Here is a 23,189-nt window from a genome sequence, read left to right as displayed (position 1 = left end):
GGCGTCAAGTGCCGCCGCCTCCCGTGACCCGACCGTGGACTCACGGTCTCCCCAGCTCATGGTCGCGCCGGCGCAGGATCAGCCAGATCTCGATGGCGGTCCCGAGCACCCCGAGGAGGCCGGCGAACAGGGCGACCCCCGCCAACCACGATGCGGCTGTCCCCGCTGAGAGGGAGGGGCCGACCAGGGCTGCCACCTCACCGACGACCAGTGCGACCAGGACCCACGTCACGGTGAGCAACGACCACAGGGGCCCACGGTTGATGGCGTGCGAGATGGTCAGGGCCAGGATGAACACCGGGATGACCTGGGCCAGGAGCGACGACAGGGTCGGCGTCAGGTCCATGGAGGAGCAACGTAGCAGCCGGGCACAACGCCATCCGTCGGAGCACTGCGAGGCCGGCGAGGTGGTGGACGGCTCTGAACAAACCCCTGGGGGGTATAAGATCAGTAAGTGCCCGCGGGGTACCCCATCCGAGAAGGGACACCACGCCGTGGTCGGTTACGAGGACAACAAGCAGGACGTGCTGAAGCGGCTGCGCCGGATCGAGGGCCAGGTCCGGGGCCTCGAGCGCATGGTCGAGCAGGACACCTACTGCATCGACGTGCTGACTCAGGTCTCGGCGGCCACCAAGGCGCTGCAGGCCGTGGCGCTGGCCCTCCTCGACGACCACCTGTCGCACTGCGTGGTCGACGCCGCCCGCGAGGGTGGCGACGTGGCCGAGGCCAAGGTCAAGGAAGCCTCGGACGCCATCGCCCGCCTCGTCCGCTCGTGAGCGGCCACACCCACGGCGCGAGCGGACACTCACATACCCCTGCGTCCGGCGACCACCGGCGCCGCCTCGTGGTCGTGCTCTCCATCACCACGCTGATCCTGGTCGTCGAGGTGGTGGGCGCGGTCGTCTCGGGCAGCCTGGCGCTCCTGGCCGACGCCGGCCACATGCTCACGGACGCGGCCGGCCTGCTCATCGCCCTGATCGCGGCCAACCTCGCGCTCCGGCCGGCCACCCTCCGGCGCACCTGGGGATACGCCCGCTCCGAGGTGCTCGCGGCGACCCTGCAGGCCGCGATCCTGCTGGCGGTCGGGGGGTTCGTGCTCGTCGAGGGGGTCCGTCGGCTGGTCGAGCCGCCAGTGGTCGCCTCTGGCGCCATGGTGGTCTTCGGCGCCGTCGGCCTCGTCGGCAACCTCGTCTCCATGGCGGTCCTGCTCCGGGCCCGGTCGGGCAACCTCAACATGCGGGCCGCCCTGCTCGAGGTGGCCAACGACGCCCTCGGCTCCGTCGCCGTCCTCGTGGCCGCCCTCGTCATCGCCCTCACCGGTTGGCAGCGGGCGGACGCCGTGGTGTCGATCCTCATCGGTCTGCTCATCATCCCGCGGACCCTGAAGCTGCTGCGGGAGACCGTCGAGGTGCTCCTCGAGGGCACGCCCCGGGGGCTGGACCTGCAGTCGGTGCGCGAGCACCTGCTCGCCCTCGACCACGTCACCGCGGTCCACGACCTGCACGCCAGTCAGATCAGCTCCGGGCTGCCGGTGCTCAGTGCCCACGTCGTGGTCGAGGACTCCTGCTTCCTCGACGGGCACGCCCCCCAGATGCTCGACCAGCTTCAGGCCTGCGTCGCCGAGCACTTCGAGGTGACCATCGAGCACTCCACCTTCCAGCTCGAGCCCGACAGCCACACGCAGCACGAGGCGACGAGTCACGCCTGAGCCCCGCGTCGGACGCAAGCGGAACCGCAGCGTCAGGCGAGGCCGCGCACCCGGAACTGCATCGAGTGGTAGACGTCGTTGGTCGAGGTGTTCCACTGGCTCACCGACAGGTGGAGGTCCGAGAGGCTGGACCCCGGCAGGAGGTAGCCGCCGTAGAGCTGGGCCACGTGGGTGTTGTCCTCGGCGCCCCAGGACCCGCCGAAGATCAGCGTCGTCCTCGGTGCGGTGACGAGGTTGTCCGTCGGGGTGTTGAGCACCATCGCGTCGATGCGGTAGTTGCCGGCGTCGAACCACGTCAGGACCCACTTGCCGCCGATCGGTCGCAGGCAGAGCTCGCCGAACTTCCCGTCGAGGATGACCGAGGCGGCAGCGGCGTTCCACTGCCACGCCCGGCCGTTCCACCCCCAGGGCTCGTATGCCGCGGGGTCCTCGATCGACCCCTGGGCCACCCGGTGGAGGATGAAGCCCGCGTTCCGCTGGAAACCGGTCGAGTAGATGTAGACGTAGCCGTCGTTGCCGAGCCCCCAGCTGAGGAGCTGGAAGAGGCCGCCGTCCTTGTCGCCCGGGAACTGCGCGGCGGTGAGCACCCAGGTCGCGCCCGAGTCGACGGACTTCCAGATCTCGGTCCGGCGGACGGCGCCGAAGGACGGCCCGTTGACGATGGCCTGGAGGTACATCGTCCCGCCGATGGTGATGACGTCGGACGGGATGACGGTCTGGGTGTCGGTGCCGTGGGTGTAGGGCCAGAGCTGCGCCGCAGTGGCGCCGCCCACGGCGCCGTTGAAGGTCACGCCCGAGGCGAGGTTGCTGGTGGTGGAGTAGAGCGCGACGGGCGAGCGCCAGTTGCCGCTGCCCACCGTCGCCCCGGCGAAGGTGTCGCCGAAGACCCAGAGCGTGCGTCCGTCCGGGCAGCGGGCGGGGATGCCGAGGTCGGTGGCGCCGATACCGAACTGCACCGGGGTCTGGGTGCCGACGAGGTTCTTGACCTTCGTCGCCACCGGTCCTGCCGCGGCACAGGCCATCGCGCCCTGACCAGTGAGGAGGGCGCCTCCGGCGACCACGCCGGCCGCAGCAGCCCTCCCCCGCAACAGTGTTCGCCGGGAGACCAGTGCGGGGTGGAGGTCCGGTCCGTCTGCTCCTGCAGTCATCGAGCTGCTCCTTCGGTGGTGACGTCCAATGTGGGAAATCGATTACTGACGACTGTAACCACGACGGTGTCCCGCCGCGACCCGAGAGGTCACTTCATCCCGGAGATGCGGACCCCGTTGACGATGTAGCGCTGGAAGATCAGCACGAGGACGACGGTGGGCAGCGCCGCCAGGGTCGAGCCGGCCATGAGCAGGCCCCACTCGTTGCCGCGGTCGGACCGGAAGCTGCCGAGATACTGCATGATCTGCGTCAGGTCGGGGTTCTGGATGACGAGGATCGGCCAGACGTAGGCGTTCCAGTAGGCGAGGAACGAGCCGATTCCCACGACGACGAAGGGACCCTGCGACTGCGGGAGGAAGATCCGCACGAAGATCTGCCAGCGGCTGGCGCCGTCGATGAGGGCGGCCTCTTCCACGGCCAGCGGGATGTTGAGGTAGAACTGCCCCAGGAAGAACATCTGCGCGCTCGAGGCGAGCCCCGGGATGATGAGCACGGCCAGGGTGTCGAGCATCCCGAGCTTGGTGACGACGACGAACGACGTCAGCAGGATGGCCGTCATGGGCACGAACATCGGCATGATGCAGAAGACCCACCACAGGCCCTTCAGCCCGAAGTCCAGGCGCGCGAACGCATACGCAGCACAGGAGTTGACGGCGAGGCTCAGCACGGTGAAGACGAGGGCGCCGAGGAAGGTGATCGTCATCGCCCGGACGAACGCCGGGTCGTGGAGGATGTCGGTGTAGTTCTGGAGCTGCCACACGTCGGGGAAGAACTGGAACGGGCTGCGCAGCACCTCGGTCTTGCCCTTGAAGCCGGAGATGGCCATCCAGGCGAGCGGGAAGAGCGCGGCGACCGCGATGAGCAGGGCGAGGACGGCCGAGACGACGCGGGTGGGAACGCTGCGGGTGTGGTTCACGAGAGGTCTCCGATCGGTGCCATCAGCTGTCCGCTGACTTCTGGGAGCTGACGGCCCTGAAGATCACCAGGGAGATGGCGCCCAGGACGAGGAACAGCAGGAGCGACGCGGTGAGCGAGTAGCTGGTGGCGAAGGGCGTGGCGTCGCGAAAGCTGTTGAAGATGTAGAGGTTCGGGGTGTTGGTCGCGTCCACGGGGCCACCGCCGGTCATGATGAGCGGGAGCTGGAACTCCTGCAGGGCGAGGGTGAAGCCCGTCACGAGCAGGTAGAGCAGGACGTTCTTCAGCCCGGGGATGGTGATGTACCACGTGCGCTGCCGGAAGTTCGCCCCGTCGAGCAGCGCCGACTCGTAGTAGCTCTCGGGGATGTCGAGGATGCCGGCGAGCATGATCAGCGTCGAGACGCCGAAGCCGAGCCAGACACCGGGCACGGCGATCGACGGGAGCGCCGTGGCGTCGGTGTTGAGCCAGGCGATGGGTCTGGCGTGGACGAGCCCGACGAACCAGTTCGCGACGCCCTCGTCCTGGTAGATGAAGAGGAAGATCACCGATGTGAGGACGCTGGAGACGACGGCGGGCACGTAGATCGTCGTCTTCATGATCGCGGCGGCCCGCTTCGACAGCGTCTTGATGAAGCTGGCCAGCAGGAGGGCGAGGACGAGGATGGTCGGGACGACCATGAGGGCGTAGCGCAGCCCGACGCCGAGGGAGTGCCAGAAGCTCGGATCGGTGAGCACGTAGGTGTAGAACTGCAGCCCGACGAACTTGGCGTCCTGGTAGAACGAGATCTCGAACAGGCTGAGGTAGAACGCGTAGCCCAGCGGCCAGATGACGAAGATGGCCAGCAGGATCACCATCGGCGCGATCATCAGGTATGCCGTGCGGTTCGACCGCAGGTGGCGCGCGGTCGTCTGCTTCGGGTCCTTGGCCCCCCGTCGTCGGGCCCGCCCGGCAGGCGGGGGGACGGCCGGCGCGGCCGTCGGCAGGGTGACGGGTGTGGTGTCGGTGGCGGACACGGGTCCTCCTCGTCGGGTGGGGGGTAAGCGCCCGTCCCCGGGCGCCCACCCCAGGGTGGTCAGCTGCCGGCGTTGGTGCCGGCGAGGTGCTGCTGCTGGATGACGCGGTCGATGGCGGTGTTCGCCGACTGCTGGGCCGTGGCGACGTCCGCCTTGCCCTTCATGGCGGACTCGATGGCCGTGCCGAAGGCGAGCGAGACGTCGAAGGGATAGGACGGCTCCGCCTTCCCGTTCGGGACGATCTTGTCGGCGACGATCTTCATGAAGGGGTCGGAGGTGGCGTCCTTGTCGGTGGACAGGGCCTGGTCCACCGAGGTGCGCACGGTGAACTTCGAGAACCCGCTCAGCTTGAAGAAGCCCGCCATCGTCGCCGGGTCGCCCGCGAGCAGGTAGGAGATGAAATCGGCGGCCTGCTGCTTGGCCTTGGACTTGGAGTCGACGGTGAGCGACCAGCCACCGAGCGTCGCCGTCGTCCTCGACGGGTCGCCGTCGATGGACGGGAACGGGGCCACGGCCGTCTTGGCGATCATCGCCGGGAAGCTCGTCTTCAGCTGGCCGATGGCCCAGCTGCCGTCGGCCATCATCGCGACCTCACCCTGACCGTAGGGGGAGGCGTCGGCATACCCCACCTTGGGTGTGGTCGGCATGAGGCCCTTCTGGAAGAGGGTCTGGTAGAGGGTGAAGAGCTTGGTGTAGCAGGGGTCGGTGGCCTGCGCCTTCGACCAGTCCGTCGAGAGCGGCAGCCTGCCGCAGGCGTTGTACTGCAGACCCCAGCTCGACCAGCCGAGGTCGGCGGCGACCGAGGCGATCGTCATGCCCTTGACCTTGCCGGCCGTGAGCTTGGTCGCCCAGGTGACGAGGTCGTCCCACGTCTTCGGCGGGTTGGTCGGGTCGAGCCCGGCGGCCTTGGCGAGGTCGGTGCGGTAGTACAGCACCGTCGACGGCTCGACGAGCATGGGGTAGGCGTAGTGCTTGTCCTTGATCGTGACGAAGCTCTTGACGTTGTCCTTGACGTCGGTGAACGCGGCGGGCGGCATCAGGCCGTCGAGGGCGGCGAACTGGCCGCTGGCGACGCCGGAGCCGATCCCGCCGTAGTTGGTCGTCGCGACGTCCGGCTGCGTCCCGGCGGCCTGGGCGGCCTTGAGCTTCTGGGCCCAGGTGTCGGCGGGGACGACGAGGTAGTTGACCTTGACCTTGGTCTGCGACGCGTTGAACTTGTCGACGTTCTCCTTGAACCACTTCTGCTGGTAGTCCTCGAACTTCTGCTGCCAGAAGGTGACGATCACGGTGCCGTTGGCGTTGGTGGCGGCGCCGCCGGACGAGCTGCACCCTGCGGTGCCGAGTGATGCTGCGACGATGGCCGCGGCGAGGATCGTGAGTCTGCGGTGACGCATGGTCCTGCTCCCTTTGCTTGGTGGTTCGGTGGGTGGGTGGTGGACGGGATGCTGCTGGATACAGCGGAGGTGTCAGGACGCCGAGACGAGGTCGGCCCGATACCAGAACACGTTGTAGGGACCCCACTGCGAGACGGTGAAGTAGACGGTGCGGCCGCCGTCGGCGACGTATCTGGGGTGGAGGTAGGGCGCGTAGACGCCGGGCAGGTCGCTCTGGGCGAGCAGGGTGATCGGTGGGCTCCAGGGGCCCCACGGGGCGATCCCCTCGCGGATGACGGCGCTGGCGGCGGCGCCGTCCGTCGAGGTCATCAGCCACCGACCGAGGTGGTCGTTCCACACGACGGAGAGCTCGCCGACGGTCCCCTCGACGATGGTCACGGCCTGGCTCGGGTCGTGGCTCCACGTCGGTTCGCCGGCTTCGACACCGGCGAAATAGAGGTATGCCGCCTGCGACTCGACGTCGCCCTCCGGCACCCTCATCAGCTTCACGCCGCCGAAGCGGCCGTGGGTGACACCCCAGAACCAGAGGTCGCCGTCGATGCCGGTCACGCTGACCTGGACGAAGCCGCTGTCCCCGGACCAACGCGGCGCGGCCTGCGGTGTCCACGTGTGCCCGCCGTCGGTCGACTTCGCCAGACCCGCGTAGTTCGCCTCCCACTCCCCGGGGTCACCCCAGTGCTTCACGGACATGAACGCGAGATACATCGCCCCGCCGGCGGCGAAGCCGTAGGTCGGGATGATCGTCATCTCGTCGCCGTCGACCTGCTTGGCCGGGATCAGCTCCTTGGCCCAGCCGGTGCTGTCGGTGATGTAACCGTCGAAGGTGATGCCGTCGGACGGGTCCTGGTCGGAGGCGAACGCGATGGCGTTGGAACGCCATTCGGTGCCGCCGCCCCCGGTCTGGTCGGCGGCGCGCTGCCCGAACGTGTCACCGAAGACGAACCACGTCTTGCCGTCGGCGTCGAACATCGACCCGAGGTCCTGGCCGGCGACCTCGACCGTGCCGGTGCGGTTGATCGACGTGGGTCCGGTCAGCTGGGCGACCTGTCGGACCCCGGACAGACCCGTGAGGAGGAAGGGCAGGTCGGCGACGCGGAGCCGGGGTGACGCGGCCGGGCGGGTGGTGGAGCAGGCGGCCACCGTCGCCACGATGCCGGTCAGGGTGGCGACCAGGATCGTCCTCCTGGTGAACCCGGGCCACCTCGTCGATGCGCGAGTCTCCCTGTGCAGGAACGGCATACCTAGACCGAGACCTCGCCGCAGAGGTGGACCACGACACCGAGCTCGGCGAAGAACGCCGCCTTGGCGACGAGGGCCCGGTCGGCCGTCCCGCCGTCGGGGGCATACGCGACGTTGAGGTGGTTGGCCTTGTGGCGCGCCATGAACTGGTCGCGGGCGACCCCGTGGAGGACGGCGTGCATGATCGGCCACTGCGGGTTGGTCGCATCGAGGCGGCGCCGGGTCTCCTCCGGGGGCAGCTCGACGACGGAGGCGCGGCCGATGTCGAGGTGCAGCCGGCCGTCCATGATGAAGACCCGTGACCAGACGATCTCGCCCGGCTTGGACACCCCGCTCAGGGTGCCGCCGCCCAGCGGGAAGAACATCGGGGGCTGCCGCATGCTCCACGACTTGTCGTAGCCGCCGTTGTGCGAGGCAGGGACCGATCCGGAGATCTCGAAGACCCAGACGAAGGTGCCGTCGTAGTCCTCGCCCCAGCGGATGTCGTGCAGGGTGGTCGCCGGGTCGAGGCCCATCGCGGTCCAGATCCGGTTGGTGGCGAGGGAGTCCACCGCGACGCCCCAGTCGACCTCGTTGAAGTGGGGGAGGGGGGCGCCGGCATACAGCTCGCGGGAGCCGTCGCGGCTGCGGACCGGCGGCCGCTCGACGTTGTTGAGCAGGCCCTCCGCGAGGTCGCTGGCCGGGACGGTGTCCTTGAGGCCCTGCTGGTACTGGATGCCGATCCCGTCGAGTCCGAAGTCGTCGGCGATGCGCAGGGCGGCGACATACATTCGGAACTGGCTGATGAGCTGCGCCTCGGTGAGCTCGGTGGCCTCGTCGGTCCCGAGGTGGAAGGTCAGCCCGGCGTCCTTCAGCCACGCGTAGACGGCCTGCGCCTCGTCGTCGGTCACCGTGAGCATCTCGGCGACCAGCGCGCTCTGCGAGAGGCGCTCCTTGTAGATGCCGAGCGGGTTGATCAGCTCGTCGTCGAAGATCGCGTTGTACATCCCCATGCAGCCCTCGTCGAACACCCCGAGGACGGCCTTGTCGGTGCGGAGCTGCGTGGCCAGCGCGGTCCCCAGCTCCCGCTCGGCGGACTCCGGCAGCGGCGTCAGGTCGCGCACGTGGCTCTGGTCGTGGACGATCGTGCCATCGACGAGCCAGGCCTTGAGACCGTCGACGGCCCACTGGTCGGTGAAGTCCTTGCTCCACAGCACCGAGTAGTCGATGCCGGCCTTGGTCATGCTCCCGGCGAGGTTGAGCAGGCCCACCAGGCCGGGGAACTCGCCGCTCCAGTTGGCGACGACGAGGATCGGGCCCCGGTGCGAACGCAGCCCGGCGAGCACGTGGTGGCTGTACTGCCACACGCCCTCCGCGACGATGAGCGGCGCGTCGAGGGGGATGCGCTTGAAGACCTCGATGCCGGCCCGCTGGCTGTCGATGAACCCGTGACCCTTGTCGGCGTCCTCGTCGTGGGCCCGGTGGACGCGCCACCCGTGGCTCGCGACGGCGGCGCCGAGGTCGGCCTCGAGCTGCTGCTGCGTCGGCCAGCGGGTGAGGTTGGCCATAGGACGGAGGTCACCGCTGGCGACGAGGTAGACGACCCCCGTCTCGGTGGCGGGACGCGTGCTCGCCACGGGCAAGGTGTAGGTGGTCATCTGCTGGCTCCTGGGGTGCGGGGGGTGGTGGGCGGCGTGGCCGCCTGCTGCTGCAGCCGTGCGAGCGAGTGGACGACGTCGGCCGTCCCGCGGTAGAGCTCGCGGTAGAGCCGGTAGAGCTCGTCGTAGGTGTCGCGGGGGCGCGGGTCGGGCACCAGCACCTCGCGCGGGGGGTTCCAGTCGCCGATGGCGACGTCGGCGACCGACTGCGCAGCGAGGTATGCCGCGCCGTAGGAGGCGCCGATGGTCTGCGTGGGGATGACCTGCTCGAGACCGGTGATGTCGGAGACGATCTGCGGCCACAGCGAGCCCTGGACGCCGCCGCCGCCGGCGACGACGCGGCTGATCTTGGCCCCCGCCGCGAGCATGGTCTCGACGTTGTGGCGCACGCCGAAGCCCGTGGCCTCCAGGGCCGCGCGATAGAGGTCGGCCGCCGTATGGGTCAGGGCGAGACCGGCGATGACGCCCCGGGCGTCGGGATCGAGCAGCGGCGTCCGCTCGCCCGCGAAGTAGGGCAGCATCACCAGGCCGTCGGCGCCGGCCGGGACCCGGCCCGCCGCGTCGACGAGGCGCTGGTGGTCGGGCGACCCGACGAGGTCGCGCAGCCAGGTGGTGACCGCCCCGGTCGTCGCCATCCCCCCGGCCAGGCTGCGGGTCCCCTCGTAGGCCCCGACCGGCGACCACAGGGAGGGTTCGGTGACCTGCGCGTCGACGGTGTTGACGAGGAACATCGTCGTGCCGTACATCAGCAGGAGGTCACCGATCCCGTGGGCGTCGACGCTGATCGCCTCGGCCCAGGCGTCGATCGTGCCGGTGATGACGGGGATGCCGACGGGCAGGCCGGTCACCGCAGCAGCGACCGCGGTGACGGTGCCCGCCACCTCGTTGGCCCAGCGCAGGGGCGGCAGCTCGAGGCCCGGTGCGACGGCGGGTGCCCACGCGGCATACCAGTCCTGGTCGGCGAGGTCGTAGAGCGGGGCGCACTGGCTCGCGGAGTGGTGGTCGAGCACGTAGGCGCCCGTGAGGTGGCGCACGAGCCACGAGCTCGGCATGAACAGCCGGGCGGCCCGGGCCCAGGCGGCGGGCTCGGTCTCGGCGACCCAGGCGATCTTGGCGCCCGCGGACTGGCTGGACAGGGGGGCGCCCGTGCGTCGGGCGATCTCGTCGGCTCCGAGCTCAGCGGTGAGGCGCTCGATCTGGGCAGACGCCCGGGTGTCCACGCCGTAGAGGATCGCGGGGCGGACGGGGACGTCGTCCTCGTCGGCGAGCAGGACGCACGGACCCATCCCGCTGACGCCGACCGCGGCGATCGGAGGGTGCTCGCCGGCCAACAGTTCCTGGCAGATCGAGACCAGCTCGGCCCACCAGAGATCGCCGTCCAACTCGACCCAGCCGGGCCGGGGGCGGGCGGGCGCGTGGGCGCGGGTCGCCTGACGGAGCACCCGACCGCTGAGGTCGACAAGGACGCCCTTGGTGCTCGAGGTGCCGACATCGACCCCCAGAGTCGCAACGTTGCGCATGTCCGTAGGGGAATCAGAAATCGATTTCTGAGTCAATGATCGAGACCAGAACGTGTTCTGCCGTGGTGGCATCAGCGGATCTCGACCTTGAGCGCATTCCCGAGCAGGCGGTGGTAACGCGCGACGGGACCGGCGGCGGACTCCGAGACCTCGACGTGGCCGAGCCGCCCCCCGGCGATGACCGGCCACCGGCCGGGCACGGGATCGACGACGACCACGCCGCGGCCGGCGTCGACGACGGCGCGGCTCCAGGCGTGGGCGAGCCCGAAGGATGCCATCGACCGGACGTAGTGGTTGCCGCACTCCACCTCGTTGAAGGGGTTGCGACTGCGTCCGTCGTGGCGGTCCCTGACGTCGGTGACGATCCGGCCGGCCACCTCGTGCTCGCCGAGGGCGGCGAGCCCGACGGCGGCGGTGTACTCGAAGCCGGTCCAGACCTCGTGGCAGTAGGGGAGCGGACGCAGCGGACGGCCACCACGCGGATAGGTGCAATTGACCAGCCCCCGCTCCGACCCCAGCGCATAGCTGCGCAGGTGGTTGACGTGGGTGTGGAACCCGTCGCGGTGGTTGTGGCTGACGACGGACCGCATCGCGGTGCGCACGTGGCGGGCATCGAGCCCGTCGACGAGCCCGCCGAGCAGGCCCATGACGTGTCCGGCCAGCTGGTCGGTCGTGCAGCCCGGGCCGATCTGGAAGTCGGGGTCGGTGACGTCGTCCGAGCCCATGTCGGCGTCGTTGTCCGCGTAACGGATTCGTAGGCCATCGGCGATCGCTTCGACCGACACCGGCGGCAGGACGGTCTGCTGGTAATAACTGCCGTTGAAGAGCTCCGCGTCCGTCGTGGCCGCACCCCGTCGCCCGAGGTCGGCGCACCGCTGCGCGAAGCTGGTGTCGCCGACGGACTCCGCCATGTCGGCGCAGGCGGCCAGGGCCGCGAGGTACCACGACTGGTTGACCCCGCTGGGGCCGAAGAGCTCGACGTCCATCGTGTTGTGCTGGCACCTCTCCATCACGCCGTCCTGGTCGGCGTCCCATCCGCCCACGATCCACGCGAACTCCATCGCGCGGCGGGCCTGCGGCCACAGCCGACGGAGCTGCGCGTCCCCCCCGGACAGCACCCAGGTGCGGTGCAGCCTCACGAGGGCGCCCATCTGCCCGTCGGCCGCGGCGATCCGCCACCCGGTGCCCTCGGTCGCCAGCGGGAGCCCGGCCCGGAAGCTCATCAGTCCGCGGACGTCCAGCGAGTGCAGGAGCTCCACCTCCCGCATGCTCCAGGCGAGGTCGGGGAAGAGCTGCTCGAGGGCGTACTGGTAGTTCCACACGTGGGTGCAGCTGCCGTGGCAGCTGCCGTGGTCCTGGTTGCTGCCCTCCCACGCCAGGAACGTGCCGTCCGCGATGCGGAAGCAGGTGGTCGACTTGAGGACGGCGACGTTGGACAGGACCGCGTCCTGCACGTCGCGTGGCAGGTCGGAGGTGGTGACGGTCTCGACGTAGGCGATGGTGCGGGACTCGTAGTCGTCGAGCCGGCGGGCAAGGTGCCGCACGACTCCCTCGGCGTCGGTGAACAGGCGCGCGTAGTGGTTGCCGACGATGTCGTCCCTGTGGCCGAAGTCGGGTGGACCCCGGAAGGAGTGGCTCCAGCCGCGCCGGTTCGGGAAGTGCCAGGCGATGACGAAGGTGACCTCGGCGCTCTCGCCCGGCGCCAGCTCGTCGTGGACGACCAGGGACCCGGTCGGGACGCGGGCCGCGACGTGCGGCTCGTCGAGCTGCCCGTCCGCACCGAAGTCGTCCCAGTAGTCGAGCAGCGAGTCACCCCAGGTGCGCCGGGCCCAGGTCAGTCGGGAGCTGCTGACCAGGTGGTCGAGGACCGCGAGGGCGGGGCTACCCCAGGCCTCGGCGTCGTCGGCGACCCGCGTCGAGCGACCGACCAGCAGGCAGAGCCCCTCGTCGTCGACGCGCTCGAAGCGGTTGCCCTCCGGGAGGTCCGCGTGGGGGACGTGCCCGACGACCGCGAGGAGGTTGCCGGCGAGGTCGACGGCGAGGGGGGCGGTCGAGGTGTTCTCGACCCGCACCCGGTAGACGAGCGCCGGCAGGCCGCTGGCCTCGGGGTCGCCGGGGACGAGCGGGTTGAAGGCCCCGACGGTCACGACGACGGGAAGGTCCGGGTCGGTGAGGGTCACCTGCCCGAAGGGGTATGCCGCCGCGAAGCCGGCAGTGCGGAAGCGCGGCAGTCCGTGGACCGGGACCGGGCTCCCGAGGTGGCCCTCGTAGTCGATGGTGTCGAGGGGCCCCTCGAGCACGCGGGTTTCGGTGCCCTGCGCACCGTCGACGCGGATGCTGAAGAAGGACTGCGGGTCGAAGCCCTTCGCCGGCCGGTTGAACAGCTCCCAGTCCATGAGTTGACCCCGGCCGCCGAGACTGATGCTGAGGGCCGATGCCCCCCACGGGCATGGCGATGCGGCGCAGCGACTCACCGTCATACCGCCGGACGACCGGCCAGTCGATCATCAGGTGAGCGGGTCCATCGGTTCGCCGGCCAGCTCGAGCGCGTCCCGGTCGGGGAAGGGCGGCCTCGTGGTGGTCGGCCGGTCGAGGTAGAACAGGGCGGTCGAGGCGATGTCGTCGTGCAGCAGGTTGTAGCGGTGGCCGGACCGCCAGCCGAGCGCCTGGATGTCGACGGTCAGGTCCTCCTCGAAGTGGATGGGGTCGAGGACGTGCCACCGGTAGAGACCGAAACGCTGCTGCGAGTGGTAGAGACCGTCGGGTCGCAGCACCTGCGGCATACCGAGGTAGGGCGTCGAGTACTCGGTGTAGCCCTGGTCGGGCACGTCGAAGTTCCACGCGCCGCCGAAGTAGTCCTCGGTGCCGGTGCCCGCGATCGTCGGGAACGCTCCGTCGCTCTGGCGCAGGTCGCCGTCGAGGTAGAACTTGATCTCCCCCTCGCCCCACCAGCCGGGGCTGTTGACGCCCCAGGCCATGTAGGTCCCGACGTAGTGACCGCGGCCCTGCACGTCGAGGAGGAGCGGGTGGGTCTCGCGGTCGGGCAGCGGGTTGGACCGGCGGAACTGGGCGTGGAAGTAGCCCGCGTCGCCGAGGTCTGCCGGGTCGATGCCGGTCTCGTAGGTGACTTGGTAGTAGACCGTCGTGACGGCGTCCGAGAGGTTCTCGATCGTCAGCCGGGCTCCGGTGCGGAACGGCAGCGGCCAGTAGGAGTTGAAGCCGCCGTGCGGGTTGGCGGCGATCATCGACGACGACACCTGGGCGAACGTGCCCCAGCCGTTGGCGAAGAAGTCCCCGACGGGCACCTCGATGGCGGGCTCGCTCGCGCCGTCCCAGTAGGCGCGCAGCACGAGGGAGCGCCAGTTGCTGCGGTGGGTCGTCAGCCAGATGTGGGTGATCCGGCCCGCGCCCTCGATGGTGGCCATGTCGAAGGTCGCGCCCGCGGCGATGTCCACGCTGGGGGAGATCTTCCAGCCCGGGCCGAGGTCGACGGCACAGCTCGCGCCGGTGCCCTCGGTGGCCCGTCCGCCGCCGCCCTTGGCTCCGTCGAAGTTCTCCGGGGAGATCGAGCGGGTCCGGACGCGACGCAGCGTCGAGATGTCGGCGGGCGGGACGAGCGGCATACGGAGAGCTCCTTGGTATGACTGCGCGAGGTGTGACAGCGACGAGCCCATGCGTGGGGAATCGATTTCTCGTCCCAACCTACGGTTCGGGTCGCCGTAGCGTCAAGACCGTCGCCGACCTCGTCTCAGGGAGCTCTCGCGCACGACGAGCTCCGTCGACAGCATCACGATCCGCGGCTTGGCATCGGTGAGCCGGCGCACCCGCTCGAGGAGGAGCTCACCGGCACGGACCCCGATGTCGTAGGTGGGCTGGACCACGACGGACAGCGGGGGACTGACGAACTTGGCCCACGGCGCATCGTCGAAGGCGACGAGGCCGACGTCCTTGCCGGGCACCAGGCGGCGGCGGGTGAACTCCGCCAGCGCCCCGAGGGCCATCGAGGAGTTGGCGACGAAGAAGGAGTCCGGGGGGTGGGGAGAGTCGAGCAGGGACGCCACCGCGGACTGCGCCGCCTCGGCGCGGTAGTCGCCGTGGCGCACCAACGACCTGGCCGGGCGCCGACCTGTCCGGGCGAACGCCTCGCGGTAGCCCGCCAGCCGCTGCTCCGCGGTGTCGGCCTGGGCGGGGCCGGTGACGCACGCCGGTCGCGTCCAGCCCTGCTCGAACAGGTGGAGCACCGCGTCGCGGGCGCCGTCACCCGAGCTGACCAGGACGGAGTCGACCGGCTCCCGCAGCGGCCGGTCGATCGCCACCACCGGGATGCCCGCCGACGTCAGGCGCGAGATGTCGCTGCCGAACATGTTGGGCGACATGATGACGCCGGCGACCTGCTCCCGCTCGGCGACGTCGATGTAGCGCGCCTCCTTGTCGGAGTTCTCGTCGGTGTTGCAGAGCACCACGGAGAAGCCCTCGCGCTGTGCGACGTCCTCCACTCCACGGGCGACCGCGGTGAAGAAGGGGTTGCCGATGTCGGAGATGATCAGCGCCCAGACGTCGGTGCGCTGCAGGCGCAGGCTGCGAGCCACCCCGTTGGCGCGGTAGTCGAGGCTCTTGGCCGCCGCGCGCACCTGCTCTGCCATGTCGGCGTCCACGGTCGAGACGCCGTTGAGGACGCGGGACACCGTGGCCGAGGAAACGCCGGCCAGGCGGGCGACGTCCTTGATCTTGACCATCACCGAACCCTAGGGGCTGGTAATCGATTTCACTAGCCTGGGGTCCGGCACGCCGGTGGCCTCCTCGGCTACCGACCTGCCGGACGCAGGGGTATGGGCTCGAGGACCCTCCGCCGAAGGTCATCGGGCAGCTCACCGGTGTCGATGACGTCCTCAGCGACGTCGCGCAGCTTGCGGTTGCTGTCCATGCTGAAGCGTCGGAGCGCCTCGAAGGCCGCCGACTCGGTGATCCGCAGCTCGTTCATCACGATCCCGACCGCGACCCCGATGCGCCGGTTGGACAGCAGTGCCGCCTGGAGGCTGCGCACCTGCTCGTCGAGGCGCTCCAGCGTCAGCAGGAGGTCGTCGTCCACGCTGATGGATCGTGGGCCCCATTGTGCGGACTCCATCGACTCACTCCCTTGGCTCGGGGTTTGCTATGCGGCCGCGGCACGAAGTGCGCGGTAAACGCTCGCTCGCCGATCTGGGCACCGGCTCAGCCCGGCACGAGATCGGGCCGCTGCTCCATGACCATCACGAACTCCTGGAGCTGGTCGCGCATGCCGGCCAAGGCGTCCGGCGACAACTGGGTCTGACAGGCGACGGAGGCCTGGACCCGCGAGGCAGCGTCGTGCAGCCGGGTCCCGGCCCTGGTCAGGTGGATGCGGACGACCCGCCCGTCGTGCGGGTCCCGATCGCGGGTGAGCAGGCCCGCTGTGCTCATCCGCTCGAGGAGCGGACTGAGGGCATGAGGGGGCAGCAGCAGCCGATCGGCGATGTCGCGCACCGACTGGCCGTCCTCCTCCCAGAGCACCATCATCACGAGGTACTGCGGGTAGGTGAGCCCGATCTTGCCGAGCAACGGCCGGTAGGCCCGGACGATGGCGTTCGAGGCGGCATACATTGAGAAGCAGAGCTGGTCGTCCAGCCTTAGTCGTGCCACTCGATTCACGAGGAGCCTCTTTCCAGTCACCATCAAATTACTCATGCGTGATCCATTTCGTCAAGTAGTGGTTTCGCTCGTCAACGGCTTCCTCGCGGACGACGGGGCCGCGACACGGATGGCAGCCGGGTTTCTTGCGGTTGTGTCTCAGGACGACCAAGAAATCGTAATAAACGGACGATTATGGATAAATAGGATCTACCGTGTGGCCTGCCCGACCACGACCCACCACCGGGTCACCATCGCGATCCTGAAGGACGTGTCGTTGTGATCCCGACGCCCTCGCCCGACCAGCTGTCCGGGTCCTCCCAGGCGGCAGAGCTTCTCCTTCAGGTCTCGAGCGGTGACCGGGACGCCTTCTCGAGGCTCTACGACGCCTACGCGTCACGGGTGTTCGGGCTGGTCCTGCGGGTGGTGCGTGACCGCGGCCAGGCCGAGGAGGTGACGCAGGAGGCGTTCCTCGAGATCTGGCGCACCGCAGGGGGATTCGACGCAGCCTCCGGTGGCGCTCTGGGCTGGATGCTGACGATCGCGCACCGCAGGGCCGTGGACCGGGTCCGGTCGCCCGAGGCGTCCGGCCGGCGCGACGCCCGGGACCGGGAGCTCGGCTCGGGGTTCGAGGCCGACGTCATCGCGGAGGCGTCGCCCGGGTCGTTGCAGGCGGCGCGGGTGCGGACCTCGTTGGCCGTGCTGACCCCGGTCCAGCGGCGTGCGCTCGAGCTGGCCTACTTCGGTGGCCATACGCATACCGAGGTTGCGCACATCCTGCAGATCCCGCTCGGCACCTCCAGAACGAGGATCCGCAACGCCCTGATCCACCTGCGCGAGTCGCTGGGTCCGGCGCACGCCTAGTCCTCGGGATCGTCGCCCTGCTCGCGGTCGGCCACTCGGCTCAGCCCCTCGTGCCGCTCGCCGCACTTTCGGCCGCAGTGGCCTGGGTGGTCAGTGGCTTCGGTGGGTTCGCATGGTCCAGGACGTCGAGGGCGCTCGGGACGGGATGGGGATCGTCGGCCACGATGTTGCGGAGGATCCAGGCGCGAACTGCCGCGCCGCGCCTGCCGGTGGATGTCATGACAGTTCCCTTCACGGGTGGTGCCCCTTCGCTTCCGGGTCGGAGCGGAGGGGGAGGAGCGCGTGGACGACGCGTTTCCCTCCTGGACCAGAGCATGCGCCGGGCATCTTGGGGTTGTCTCAGAGAGTCCTGCGTCGCACCTCAACTGGCCAGGAGCGTCACGCGGACCGGTCCAGCGCGGGTCTCGCTGCTGGTGGACGGCCGATGACCCCATCGTGTGCCCGGCCGCCACCCGTGTCAGGTGCCGAAGGTCCCGCCGACATTCACGATTCATCCCGCCCTTCGCCGGGATTTCGTCTGGACTCGGTCAAGAACCGGGCGAAAAGCCCGTTTCCCAGATCCCTCCAAGAAACCGGAGACACGGTTGTGAGTGCACCTTTCCCCCACCGAAGGAGTACCACGATGTCCTCGCGTCCCGACCGCACCATGGCCCCCCCCGGTCTCGCCAGCTCGCGAACCCTGAACGTCCCCATCGTCCTGGCCGCCATCGCAGCGGTGCTCTGCCTGGGCGTGGCCGCGATCCACCTCATCGACCAGGGTGGTGTCCCCGGGTCGAAGGACCCGGGCGACATCGGCATCGGCTACTACCTGCTCGAGATCTCCGCCGTCATCGTCGCCGTCCTCCTGCTCGCCCCCCGGACCCGAAACTCGGTCATGGTCTGGGCGGTCGCCTTCCTCGCCGGGCTCGTGCCGATCGTCGGCTACTGCCTGTCGCGTGGCCCGGGCCTGCCCGACTACGCCGACGACCGGGGCAACTGGACCGAGCCGCTCGGCCTCATCAGCCTCGTCGTCGAAGCCGTTCTGATGGTCGTCAGCCTGGTCGGTGTCACCCGGGCCAAGGCGGTCGTCGCAGACTCCGCCGTCTAGAGCCCGGGCACCGCTACCCGTTCGTGAGGGGGAGGAGCTCGGTGGGGGTGTGCCCATCGGGACGGTGTGGCGCGACCCTGCTCGCGCCGACCTCAGGTGGCCGACCTAGCCTGTTACCCGATACTGCTGGTCCCGGCTCCCCGATGAAGGTACGCACATGCCCACTCCCCGTCCTGCAACCGATTCCCCAGCCCAAGCCGCGACCCATCGTGGGCAACCTCAATGACGTCGACCAGGACAAGGGCGTGTTCGGGCTCGCGGAGCTGGCGAAGGAGTACGGCCCCCTCTTCCGGCTGGAGGTCCTCGGCAACAACCTGCTGATCGTCACCTCCCAGGAGCTGGTCAACGAGCTGTGCGACGAGACCCGGTTCGACAAGAAGCTGAACCGCGCGCTCCTGCAGGTGCGCGACTTCGCCGGTGACGGGCTGTTCACGGCCGACACCGACGAGCCGAACTGGGGCGCGGCACACCGGATCCTGATGCCCGCCTTCGGACCGGCAGCCCTGCACGGGATGTTCGACGGGATGATCGACATCGCCGACCAGCTGCTGTTGAAGTGGGAGCGACAGGGCCCCGAGCACTCCATCGACATCGGCGGCGACGCGACGCGGCTGACCCTGGACACGATCGCCCTGTGCTCGTTCTCCTATCGCTTCAACAGCATGTACTCCGAGCAGACCCACCCCTTCGTCGGCTCGATGACCCGCACCCTGATCGAGTCCAGGGCGCGCGGGCAGCGGCTGCCGCTGCAGACCCGGCTGATGCTGAAGACGCGTCACCAGTACGACGAAGACAAGCGGGTGATGTACGACGTCGCCGACCAGCTGATCGCCGACCGCCGACGCCACCCGCTGCCCGAGGGTCAGCACGACATCCTCGACACGATGCTCACGGCCACCGATCCCCAGACCGGAGAACGACTCTCGGACGAGAACCTCCGCTACCAGATGGTGACCTTCCTGATCGCTGGGCACGAGACCACCAGCGGGCTGCTGACCTTCACGCTCTACGAGCTGCTGCGTCACCCCGAGCTGCTGGCCAAGGCCCGCGCGCACGTCGACGAGGTGCTCGGCGAGCGCGCCCCCCAGTTCTCCGACCTCGCCGACCTGACCTACCTCGACCAGGTCCTCAAGGAGTCCCTGCGGCTGTGGCCCACCGCGCCCGCCTTCTCCTTGACGCCCTACGAGGACACCGTCATCGGTGGCCGCTTCGCCATCGACGCCGGGCAGGCGCTCCTCGTCGTCATACCGGCGCTGCACCGCGACCCTGCCGTATGGGGCGATGACGCCGACTCGTTCGACCCCGACCGGTTCGCCTTCGACCGCGCCCAGGCGCTGCCGCCCAACGCCTGGAAGCCCTTCGGTAACGGTCAGCGGTCGTGCATCGGGCGTGGGTTCGCCCTGCAGGAGGCGGTCGTGTTCCTCGCGATGCTGTTGCAGCGCTTCGATCTCAGCCCCGTCGACCCGGACTACCAGCTGAAGATCAAGCAGACCCTGACGATCAAGCCGGACGAGCTCTACATGAGAGCGCGACGCCGCGACACCACGATCGTCTCGGCGCCCGAAGCCGCCAAGCAGTCCGGCGGTCGGCAGGTCGCAGCGGCCGCCGCGAACGGGATCCCCCTCCGCGTGCTTTTCGGCTCCAACGCGGGCACCTCGCAGGCCTTCGCCGAGCGGATCGCCAAGACGCGAAGCAGCGCGGCTACACCCCCAGCGTCGACACCCTCGACAGCACGGCGGGTCCCCTCCCGACCGACGGCGCCGTCATCGTGGTCTGCTCCTCCTACGAGGGGAAGCCGCCGGACAACGCCCGCCAGTTCCTCGCCTGGGTGAGCGAGCTGCCCGAGGGCGCGCTCGAGGGAGTGCGGTATGCCGTGTTCGGCTGCGGCAACACGGACTGGGCCCGCACCTACCAGGCCGTCCCCACCGCGATCGACGAGCACCTCGCCCGCGCCGGGGCCACCCGCCTGGTCGACCGCGGTGCGGCCAACGCCCGCGGCGACTTCTTCGGCGACTTCGACGACTGGTACTCCGGGTTCTGGGGACCGGTCACCACCGCGCTGGGCCAGGACGACGAGGTCCCGGCGCCGACCCCGCTGCTCGAGGTCGAGTTCGTCGGGGCGACCCGGGACCCGATCCTGCGCCAGAACCACCTGCAGCTGGGCGCGGTCGTGGCCAACCGTGAGCTGGTGGACATGGACGCCTCGGGCGCCCGGTCCAAGCGTCACCTGGAGATCGCCCTCCCCGACGGCATGACCTACGAGACGGGGGACTATCTCGCGGTCCTGCCGCTCAACCCGACGCTGGCCGTGGATCGCGCCCTCAGCCGGTTCGACCTCGCGTACGACGCCCAGACCGTGATCCGCATCAGCGAGGGCGGCCACACGTTCCTGCCCACCGACACGCCGGTGACCGCGGGCGAGCTGCTGGCCAGTTACGTCGAGCTGTCCCTGCCCGCCACCCGCAAGCAGCTCGAGCTGCTCGCCGACGCCACGGTGTGCCCGCCCGACAAGGCGGCCCTGGCCGCCCTCGCCGGTGACCCCGCGGCATACACCGACGAGATCCTGACCCCGCGGATCACGGTGCTCGACCTCCTCGAGCGTTATCCCGCATGCCAATTGGCGTTCGGGACCTTCCTGCAGATGCTCACCCCCCTGACCCCCCGTCAGTACTCGATCTCCTCCTCGCCGAGGTGGAGCACCGACCACGTCACCCTCACCGTCTCGGTGCTGACCGCTCCGGCGCTGTCGGGCTCCGGCACCTACGAGGGCGCGGCCTCGACCTATCTCGCCCGCGCGCGTCCGGGGACGAAGGTCGCGGTGACCGTGCGACCGTCGAACGTCGCGTTCCACCCGCCGCAGTCGCTCGCCACGCCGGTCGTGATGGTGTGCGCGGGCACCGGGATCGCGCCGTTCCGCGGCTTCCTGCAGGACCGCGCGCTGGCGGCCCAGGAGCAGGGAGTCACTCCGGCGCCGGCCCTGCTGTTCTTTGGCTGCGACCAGCCCGACGTCGACTTCCTCTACCGCGACGAGCTCGACGAGTGGGCGGAGCAGGGCCTCGTCGCGGTGCGGCCGGCGTTCTCCGTCACCCCCGCCGACGGCGTGACGTTCGTCCAGGACCGGCTGTGGGCCGACCGCGCCGAGGTGATCGACCTCGTCCGTGCCGGGGCGATCTTCTTCGTCTGCGGGGACGGTCAGCGGATGGCCCCGGCGGTCTACGACACCTGCACCCGCATCTACATCGAGGCGACCGGCGCGACGGCCGAGCGGGCCGATGCGTGGATGATCGAGATGCAGCGGGAGCACAGCCGCTACGTCGCGGACGTCTACGCCTGACCGGTCGAGAGCTGCCTGCTCGACTCGGAGTCAAGTGGGTCAGGTACGTTCCTCCGGCCCGTGCTCGGCGGCCACGCTCTCGACCTGGAGCGTCCTGGGCCCCCACTGCATGAGGTAGTCGCCATCCTTGCGGCCCAGCCACGTCGATAGCGAGACGAACCCCACGAGGATGCATCCAGCCGTGACCACGCCCAGGAGTGGCATGGTCGTCTCGAGGGAGAGAGGAAGCACCGCTTCCTCGGTGCTCCGGGGTGACGACAGCAGGATGCATCGGTTGTGTCCGGGCATCCTGAGCTTCGAGCGCGGGCGGGTCATTTCGTCGGTATCGGCCGGAAGACGGTATAGCACAGCGGAGATCCGGGGAATCTGACGTCAGGGGCAGCGGCTGAGCCGGGTCTCCTTACTTGGCGCAGTGGCCCGGGTCATCGCACCATGAACACCGGATACGGCCGAGCACTGATCGTGCCGACGAGCAGTGCGGCGATGTCAGGCTCCAAGGTGGGTCTGCCGGTGAGCCAGCCCTGGAGCTGCACGCCGGCGGGGAGGGCTTCCCGCTGCTCCTCCGTCTCGACGCCCTCGACGATGCAAGAGAGGTTGAGCTCGGCAGCGAGGCCGATGACGGCGCGCACGATGGTCTGACAGGTCTGGTCGTGGGGGAGTCCGGCGGTGAAGGAGCGGTCCACCTTGACCGCGGACACGGGCAACGTCGTGAGGTAGCGCAGGCTGGCGTAGCCGGTGCCGAAGTCGTCGATGGCGATGCCGACGCCGTCGTCGCGCAGGGCCTGAAGGGCGGAGAGGGTGGAGTGCGCCGCCTGCAGCAGCGAGGACTCCGTCAGCTCCAGGACGAGGTCCGAGCCCGTGAGCCCATGGGCCCGCACGGTGCCGCGGACGTCGTCCAGCAGACTTGCGTGCTGAGCCTGCAGCGCTGAGACGTTGACGGCCATCGTGACGTGCGCCATGCCGGGGAACGTCCGACGCCACTCGGCCAGCTGTCGGCAGGCCTGGTCGAGCATGAAGATGCCCAGCGGGCGGATCAGGGCCGTGCTCTCGGCGACCGGGATGAACACGTCGGGGGGGATGGTCCCCCCCTCGCCGTCGGACAGTCGGGCCAGCGCCTCGAAGCCGACCAGGTTACCGGTCGCCGCGTCCACGACCGCCTGGTATGCCGCGGCCAGCGTAGGAGTCCCGCGGGGTGCAGGCACCACGGTGGGTGAGACAGCCCGGCGCAGGAGCTGCTCCACGCGCCCCCGCTCGGCCAGGTCGACGCGCAGCCCGTCCTCGAAGACCTCGAAGCGGTCCTTGCCGGCGTGCTTGGCGTGGTACATCGCGGCGTCGGCGTCGCGCAGCACGTCCTCGGCGGCCACCGCGACGGTGCCGGCGTAGGTGATGCCGATGCTCGCCGTCACGACGTGCTCGACCCCGTCGACCTCGACGGGCTGCCGGAGCGCCTCCGCCAGGCGCTCGGCCAGCTCGACCGCGAGCGCGCGGTCGTCGAAGGGCGCGTCGGTCGGTCCGTTGCCGGGCGTTCGCTGCCAGGGCTCGACGACGACGACGAACTCGTCGCCGCCGACCCGCGCGACGGTGTCCTGCTCGCGCAGGACCGCGCGCATCCGCCGCGTCGTCTCGACGAGGACCGCGTCACCGGCGGCGTGGCCGGCGGTGTCGTTGACCCGCTTGAAC

At 69.7% G+C, this 23,189-nt stretch carries 22 protein-coding genes and 1 pseudogene; 7 read left to right on the top strand and 16 right to left on the bottom strand.

Going from position 1 to position 23,189, the window contains the following annotated elements:
- Positions 1–40: 40 nt before the first annotated feature.
- Positions 41–346 carry a hypothetical protein gene (locus tag Q0R63_RS09860; protein WP_295696842.1) on the bottom strand — a complete coding sequence of 102 codons (306 nt, stop codon included), beginning with the start codon at positions 344–346 and terminating at the stop codon, positions 41–43.
- 148 nt (positions 347–494) lie between these two features.
- On the opposite strand from Q0R63_RS09860, the gene Q0R63_RS09855 reads away from it, so the two are divergent.
- Both Q0R63_RS09855 and Q0R63_RS09850 read left to right on the top strand, forming a co-directional pair.
- Positions 495–776 carry a metal-sensitive transcriptional regulator gene (locus Q0R63_RS09855; protein ID WP_295696840.1) on the top strand — a complete coding sequence of 94 codons (282 nt, stop codon included), beginning with the start codon at positions 495–497 and terminating at the stop codon, positions 774–776.
- Entirely contained in the window at positions 773–1,708 is a 936-nt protein-coding gene (locus Q0R63_RS09850) for a cation diffusion facilitator family transporter (RefSeq protein ID WP_295696838.1), read from the top strand. The genes Q0R63_RS09855 and Q0R63_RS09850 overlap by 4 nt, the downstream gene beginning before the upstream one ends.
- 32 nt (positions 1,709–1,740) lie before the next feature.
- Here the strand turns inward: Q0R63_RS09850 and Q0R63_RS09845 are convergent, their stop codons facing one another.
- The 12 genes from Q0R63_RS09845 to Q0R63_RS09790 form a co-directional block, all read right to left on the bottom strand.
- Positions 1,741–2,856, bottom strand: a complete 1,116-nt coding sequence (locus Q0R63_RS09845; protein ID WP_295696836.1) for a DUF4185 domain-containing protein — start codon at positions 2,854–2,856, stop codon at positions 1,741–1,743.
- 89 nt (positions 2,857–2,945) lie between these two features.
- Positions 2,946–3,773 (bottom strand): carbohydrate ABC transporter permease, encoded by an 828-nt coding sequence (locus Q0R63_RS09840; RefSeq protein ID WP_295696834.1) that lies wholly within the window; start codon positions 3,771–3,773, stop codon positions 2,946–2,948.
- 22 nt (positions 3,774–3,795) lie between these two features.
- Entirely contained in the window at positions 3,796–4,788 is a 993-nt protein-coding gene (locus Q0R63_RS09835; RefSeq protein WP_295696832.1) for a sugar ABC transporter permease, read from the bottom strand.
- 59 nt (positions 4,789–4,847) lie between these two features.
- A complete protein-coding gene (locus tag Q0R63_RS09830; RefSeq protein WP_295696830.1) occupies positions 4,848–6,182 on the bottom strand; it encodes an extracellular solute-binding protein in 1,335 nt (444 codons plus the stop codon).
- Positions 6,183–6,254: 72 nt separating this feature from the next.
- Positions 6,255–7,421 carry a DUF4185 domain-containing protein gene (locus Q0R63_RS09825; protein WP_295696828.1) on the bottom strand — a complete coding sequence of 389 codons (1,167 nt, stop codon included), beginning with the start codon at positions 7,419–7,421 and terminating at the stop codon, positions 6,255–6,257.
- A gap of 2 nt (positions 7,422–7,423) precedes the next feature.
- The gene (locus Q0R63_RS09820) at positions 7,424–9,058 is read right to left on the bottom strand and encodes a fucose isomerase (RefSeq protein WP_295696827.1); all 1,635 of its coding nucleotides are present in this window, start codon (positions 9,056–9,058) and stop codon (positions 7,424–7,426) included.
- The gene (locus Q0R63_RS09815) at positions 9,055–10,578 is read right to left on the bottom strand and encodes an FGGY family carbohydrate kinase (RefSeq protein ID WP_295696826.1); all 1,524 of its coding nucleotides are present in this window, start codon (positions 10,576–10,578) and stop codon (positions 9,055–9,057) included. The genes Q0R63_RS09820 and Q0R63_RS09815 overlap by 4 nt, the downstream gene beginning before the upstream one ends.
- Before the next feature lie 71 nt (positions 10,579–10,649).
- Positions 10,650–13,058, bottom strand: a complete 2,409-nt coding sequence (locus Q0R63_RS09810; protein WP_295696825.1) for a GH116 family glycosyl-hydrolase — start codon at positions 13,056–13,058, stop codon at positions 10,650–10,652.
- A gap of 27 nt (positions 13,059–13,085) precedes the next feature.
- Positions 13,086–14,201: a glycoside hydrolase family 172 protein gene (locus Q0R63_RS09805; RefSeq protein WP_295696823.1), complete on the bottom strand. Its 1,116-nt coding sequence runs from the start codon at positions 14,199–14,201 to the stop codon at positions 13,086–13,088.
- A gap of 102 nt (positions 14,202–14,303) precedes the next feature.
- A complete protein-coding gene (locus tag Q0R63_RS09800) occupies positions 14,304–15,314 on the bottom strand; it encodes a LacI family DNA-binding transcriptional regulator (RefSeq protein WP_295696821.1) in 1,011 nt (336 codons plus the stop codon).
- Between the two features lie 68 nt (positions 15,315–15,382).
- A complete protein-coding gene (locus Q0R63_RS09795; protein WP_295696820.1) occupies positions 15,383–15,703 on the bottom strand; it encodes an ANTAR domain-containing protein in 321 nt (106 codons plus the stop codon).
- A gap of 86 nt (positions 15,704–15,789) precedes the next feature.
- On the bottom strand, positions 15,790–16,245 hold the full coding sequence (locus Q0R63_RS09790; protein WP_295696819.1) for a MarR family transcriptional regulator: 456 nt from the start codon (positions 16,243–16,245) through the stop codon (positions 15,790–15,792).
- 258 nt (positions 16,246–16,503) lie between these two features.
- On the opposite strand from Q0R63_RS09790, the gene sigK reads away from it, so the two are divergent.
- The gene (sigK, locus tag Q0R63_RS09785) at positions 16,504–17,088 is read left to right on the top strand and encodes an ECF RNA polymerase sigma factor SigK (protein ID WP_295696817.1); all 585 of its coding nucleotides are present in this window, start codon (positions 16,504–16,506) and stop codon (positions 17,086–17,088) included.
- 40 nt (positions 17,089–17,128) lie between these two features.
- Here the strand turns inward: sigK and Q0R63_RS09780 are convergent, their stop codons facing one another.
- The gene (locus Q0R63_RS09780) at positions 17,129–17,308 is read right to left on the bottom strand and encodes a hypothetical protein (RefSeq protein ID WP_295696815.1); all 180 of its coding nucleotides are present in this window, start codon (positions 17,306–17,308) and stop codon (positions 17,129–17,131) included.
- Positions 17,309–17,710: 402 nt separating this feature from the next.
- On the opposite strand from Q0R63_RS09780, the gene Q0R63_RS09775 reads away from it, so the two are divergent.
- From Q0R63_RS09775 to Q0R63_RS09765, 4 genes and pseudogenes are all read left to right on the top strand, one after another.
- Complete coding sequence (locus Q0R63_RS09775; protein ID WP_295696813.1) at positions 17,711–18,175, top strand: hypothetical protein; 465 nt, start codon at positions 17,711–17,713, stop codon at positions 18,173–18,175.
- Positions 18,176–18,318: 143 nt separating this feature from the next.
- Positions 18,319–20,007: a cytochrome P450 gene (locus Q0R63_RS09770; protein WP_366521099.1), complete on the top strand. Its 1,689-nt coding sequence runs from the start codon at positions 18,319–18,321 to the stop codon at positions 20,005–20,007.
- Positions 19,926–20,111: pseudogene (locus tag Q0R63_RS24570) on the top strand (flavodoxin domain-containing protein); the annotation flags it as partial. The gene Q0R63_RS09770 and the pseudogene Q0R63_RS24570, both read left to right, overlap by 82 nt.
- A gap of 258 nt (positions 20,112–20,369) precedes the next feature.
- Positions 20,370–21,509 carry a hypothetical protein gene (locus tag Q0R63_RS09765; RefSeq protein WP_366521101.1) on the top strand — a complete coding sequence of 380 codons (1,140 nt, stop codon included), beginning with the start codon at positions 20,370–20,372 and terminating at the stop codon, positions 21,507–21,509.
- A 39-nt stretch (positions 21,510–21,548) separates the two neighbouring features.
- On the opposite strand, the gene Q0R63_RS09760 is transcribed toward Q0R63_RS09765, so the two are convergent.
- Together Q0R63_RS09760 and Q0R63_RS09755 are read right to left on the bottom strand one after the other, a co-directional pair.
- On the bottom strand, positions 21,549–21,698 hold the full coding sequence (locus tag Q0R63_RS09760; protein WP_295696809.1) for a hypothetical protein: 150 nt from the start codon (positions 21,696–21,698) through the stop codon (positions 21,549–21,551).
- A 233-nt stretch (positions 21,699–21,931) separates the two neighbouring features.
- On the bottom strand, positions 21,932–23,189 hold a 1,258-nt coding region (locus Q0R63_RS09755; protein ID WP_295696808.1), incomplete at its 5' end, for a bifunctional diguanylate cyclase/phosphodiesterase.

Origin of the sequence: Lapillicoccus sp., assembly GCF_025353065.1 — a bacterium.
In the GTDB taxonomy this organism is placed as follows: Bacteria; Actinomycetota; Actinomycetes; order Actinomycetales; family Dermatophilaceae; genus Lapillicoccus.
This window is presented reverse-complemented; position numbering and strand designations above follow the sequence as displayed.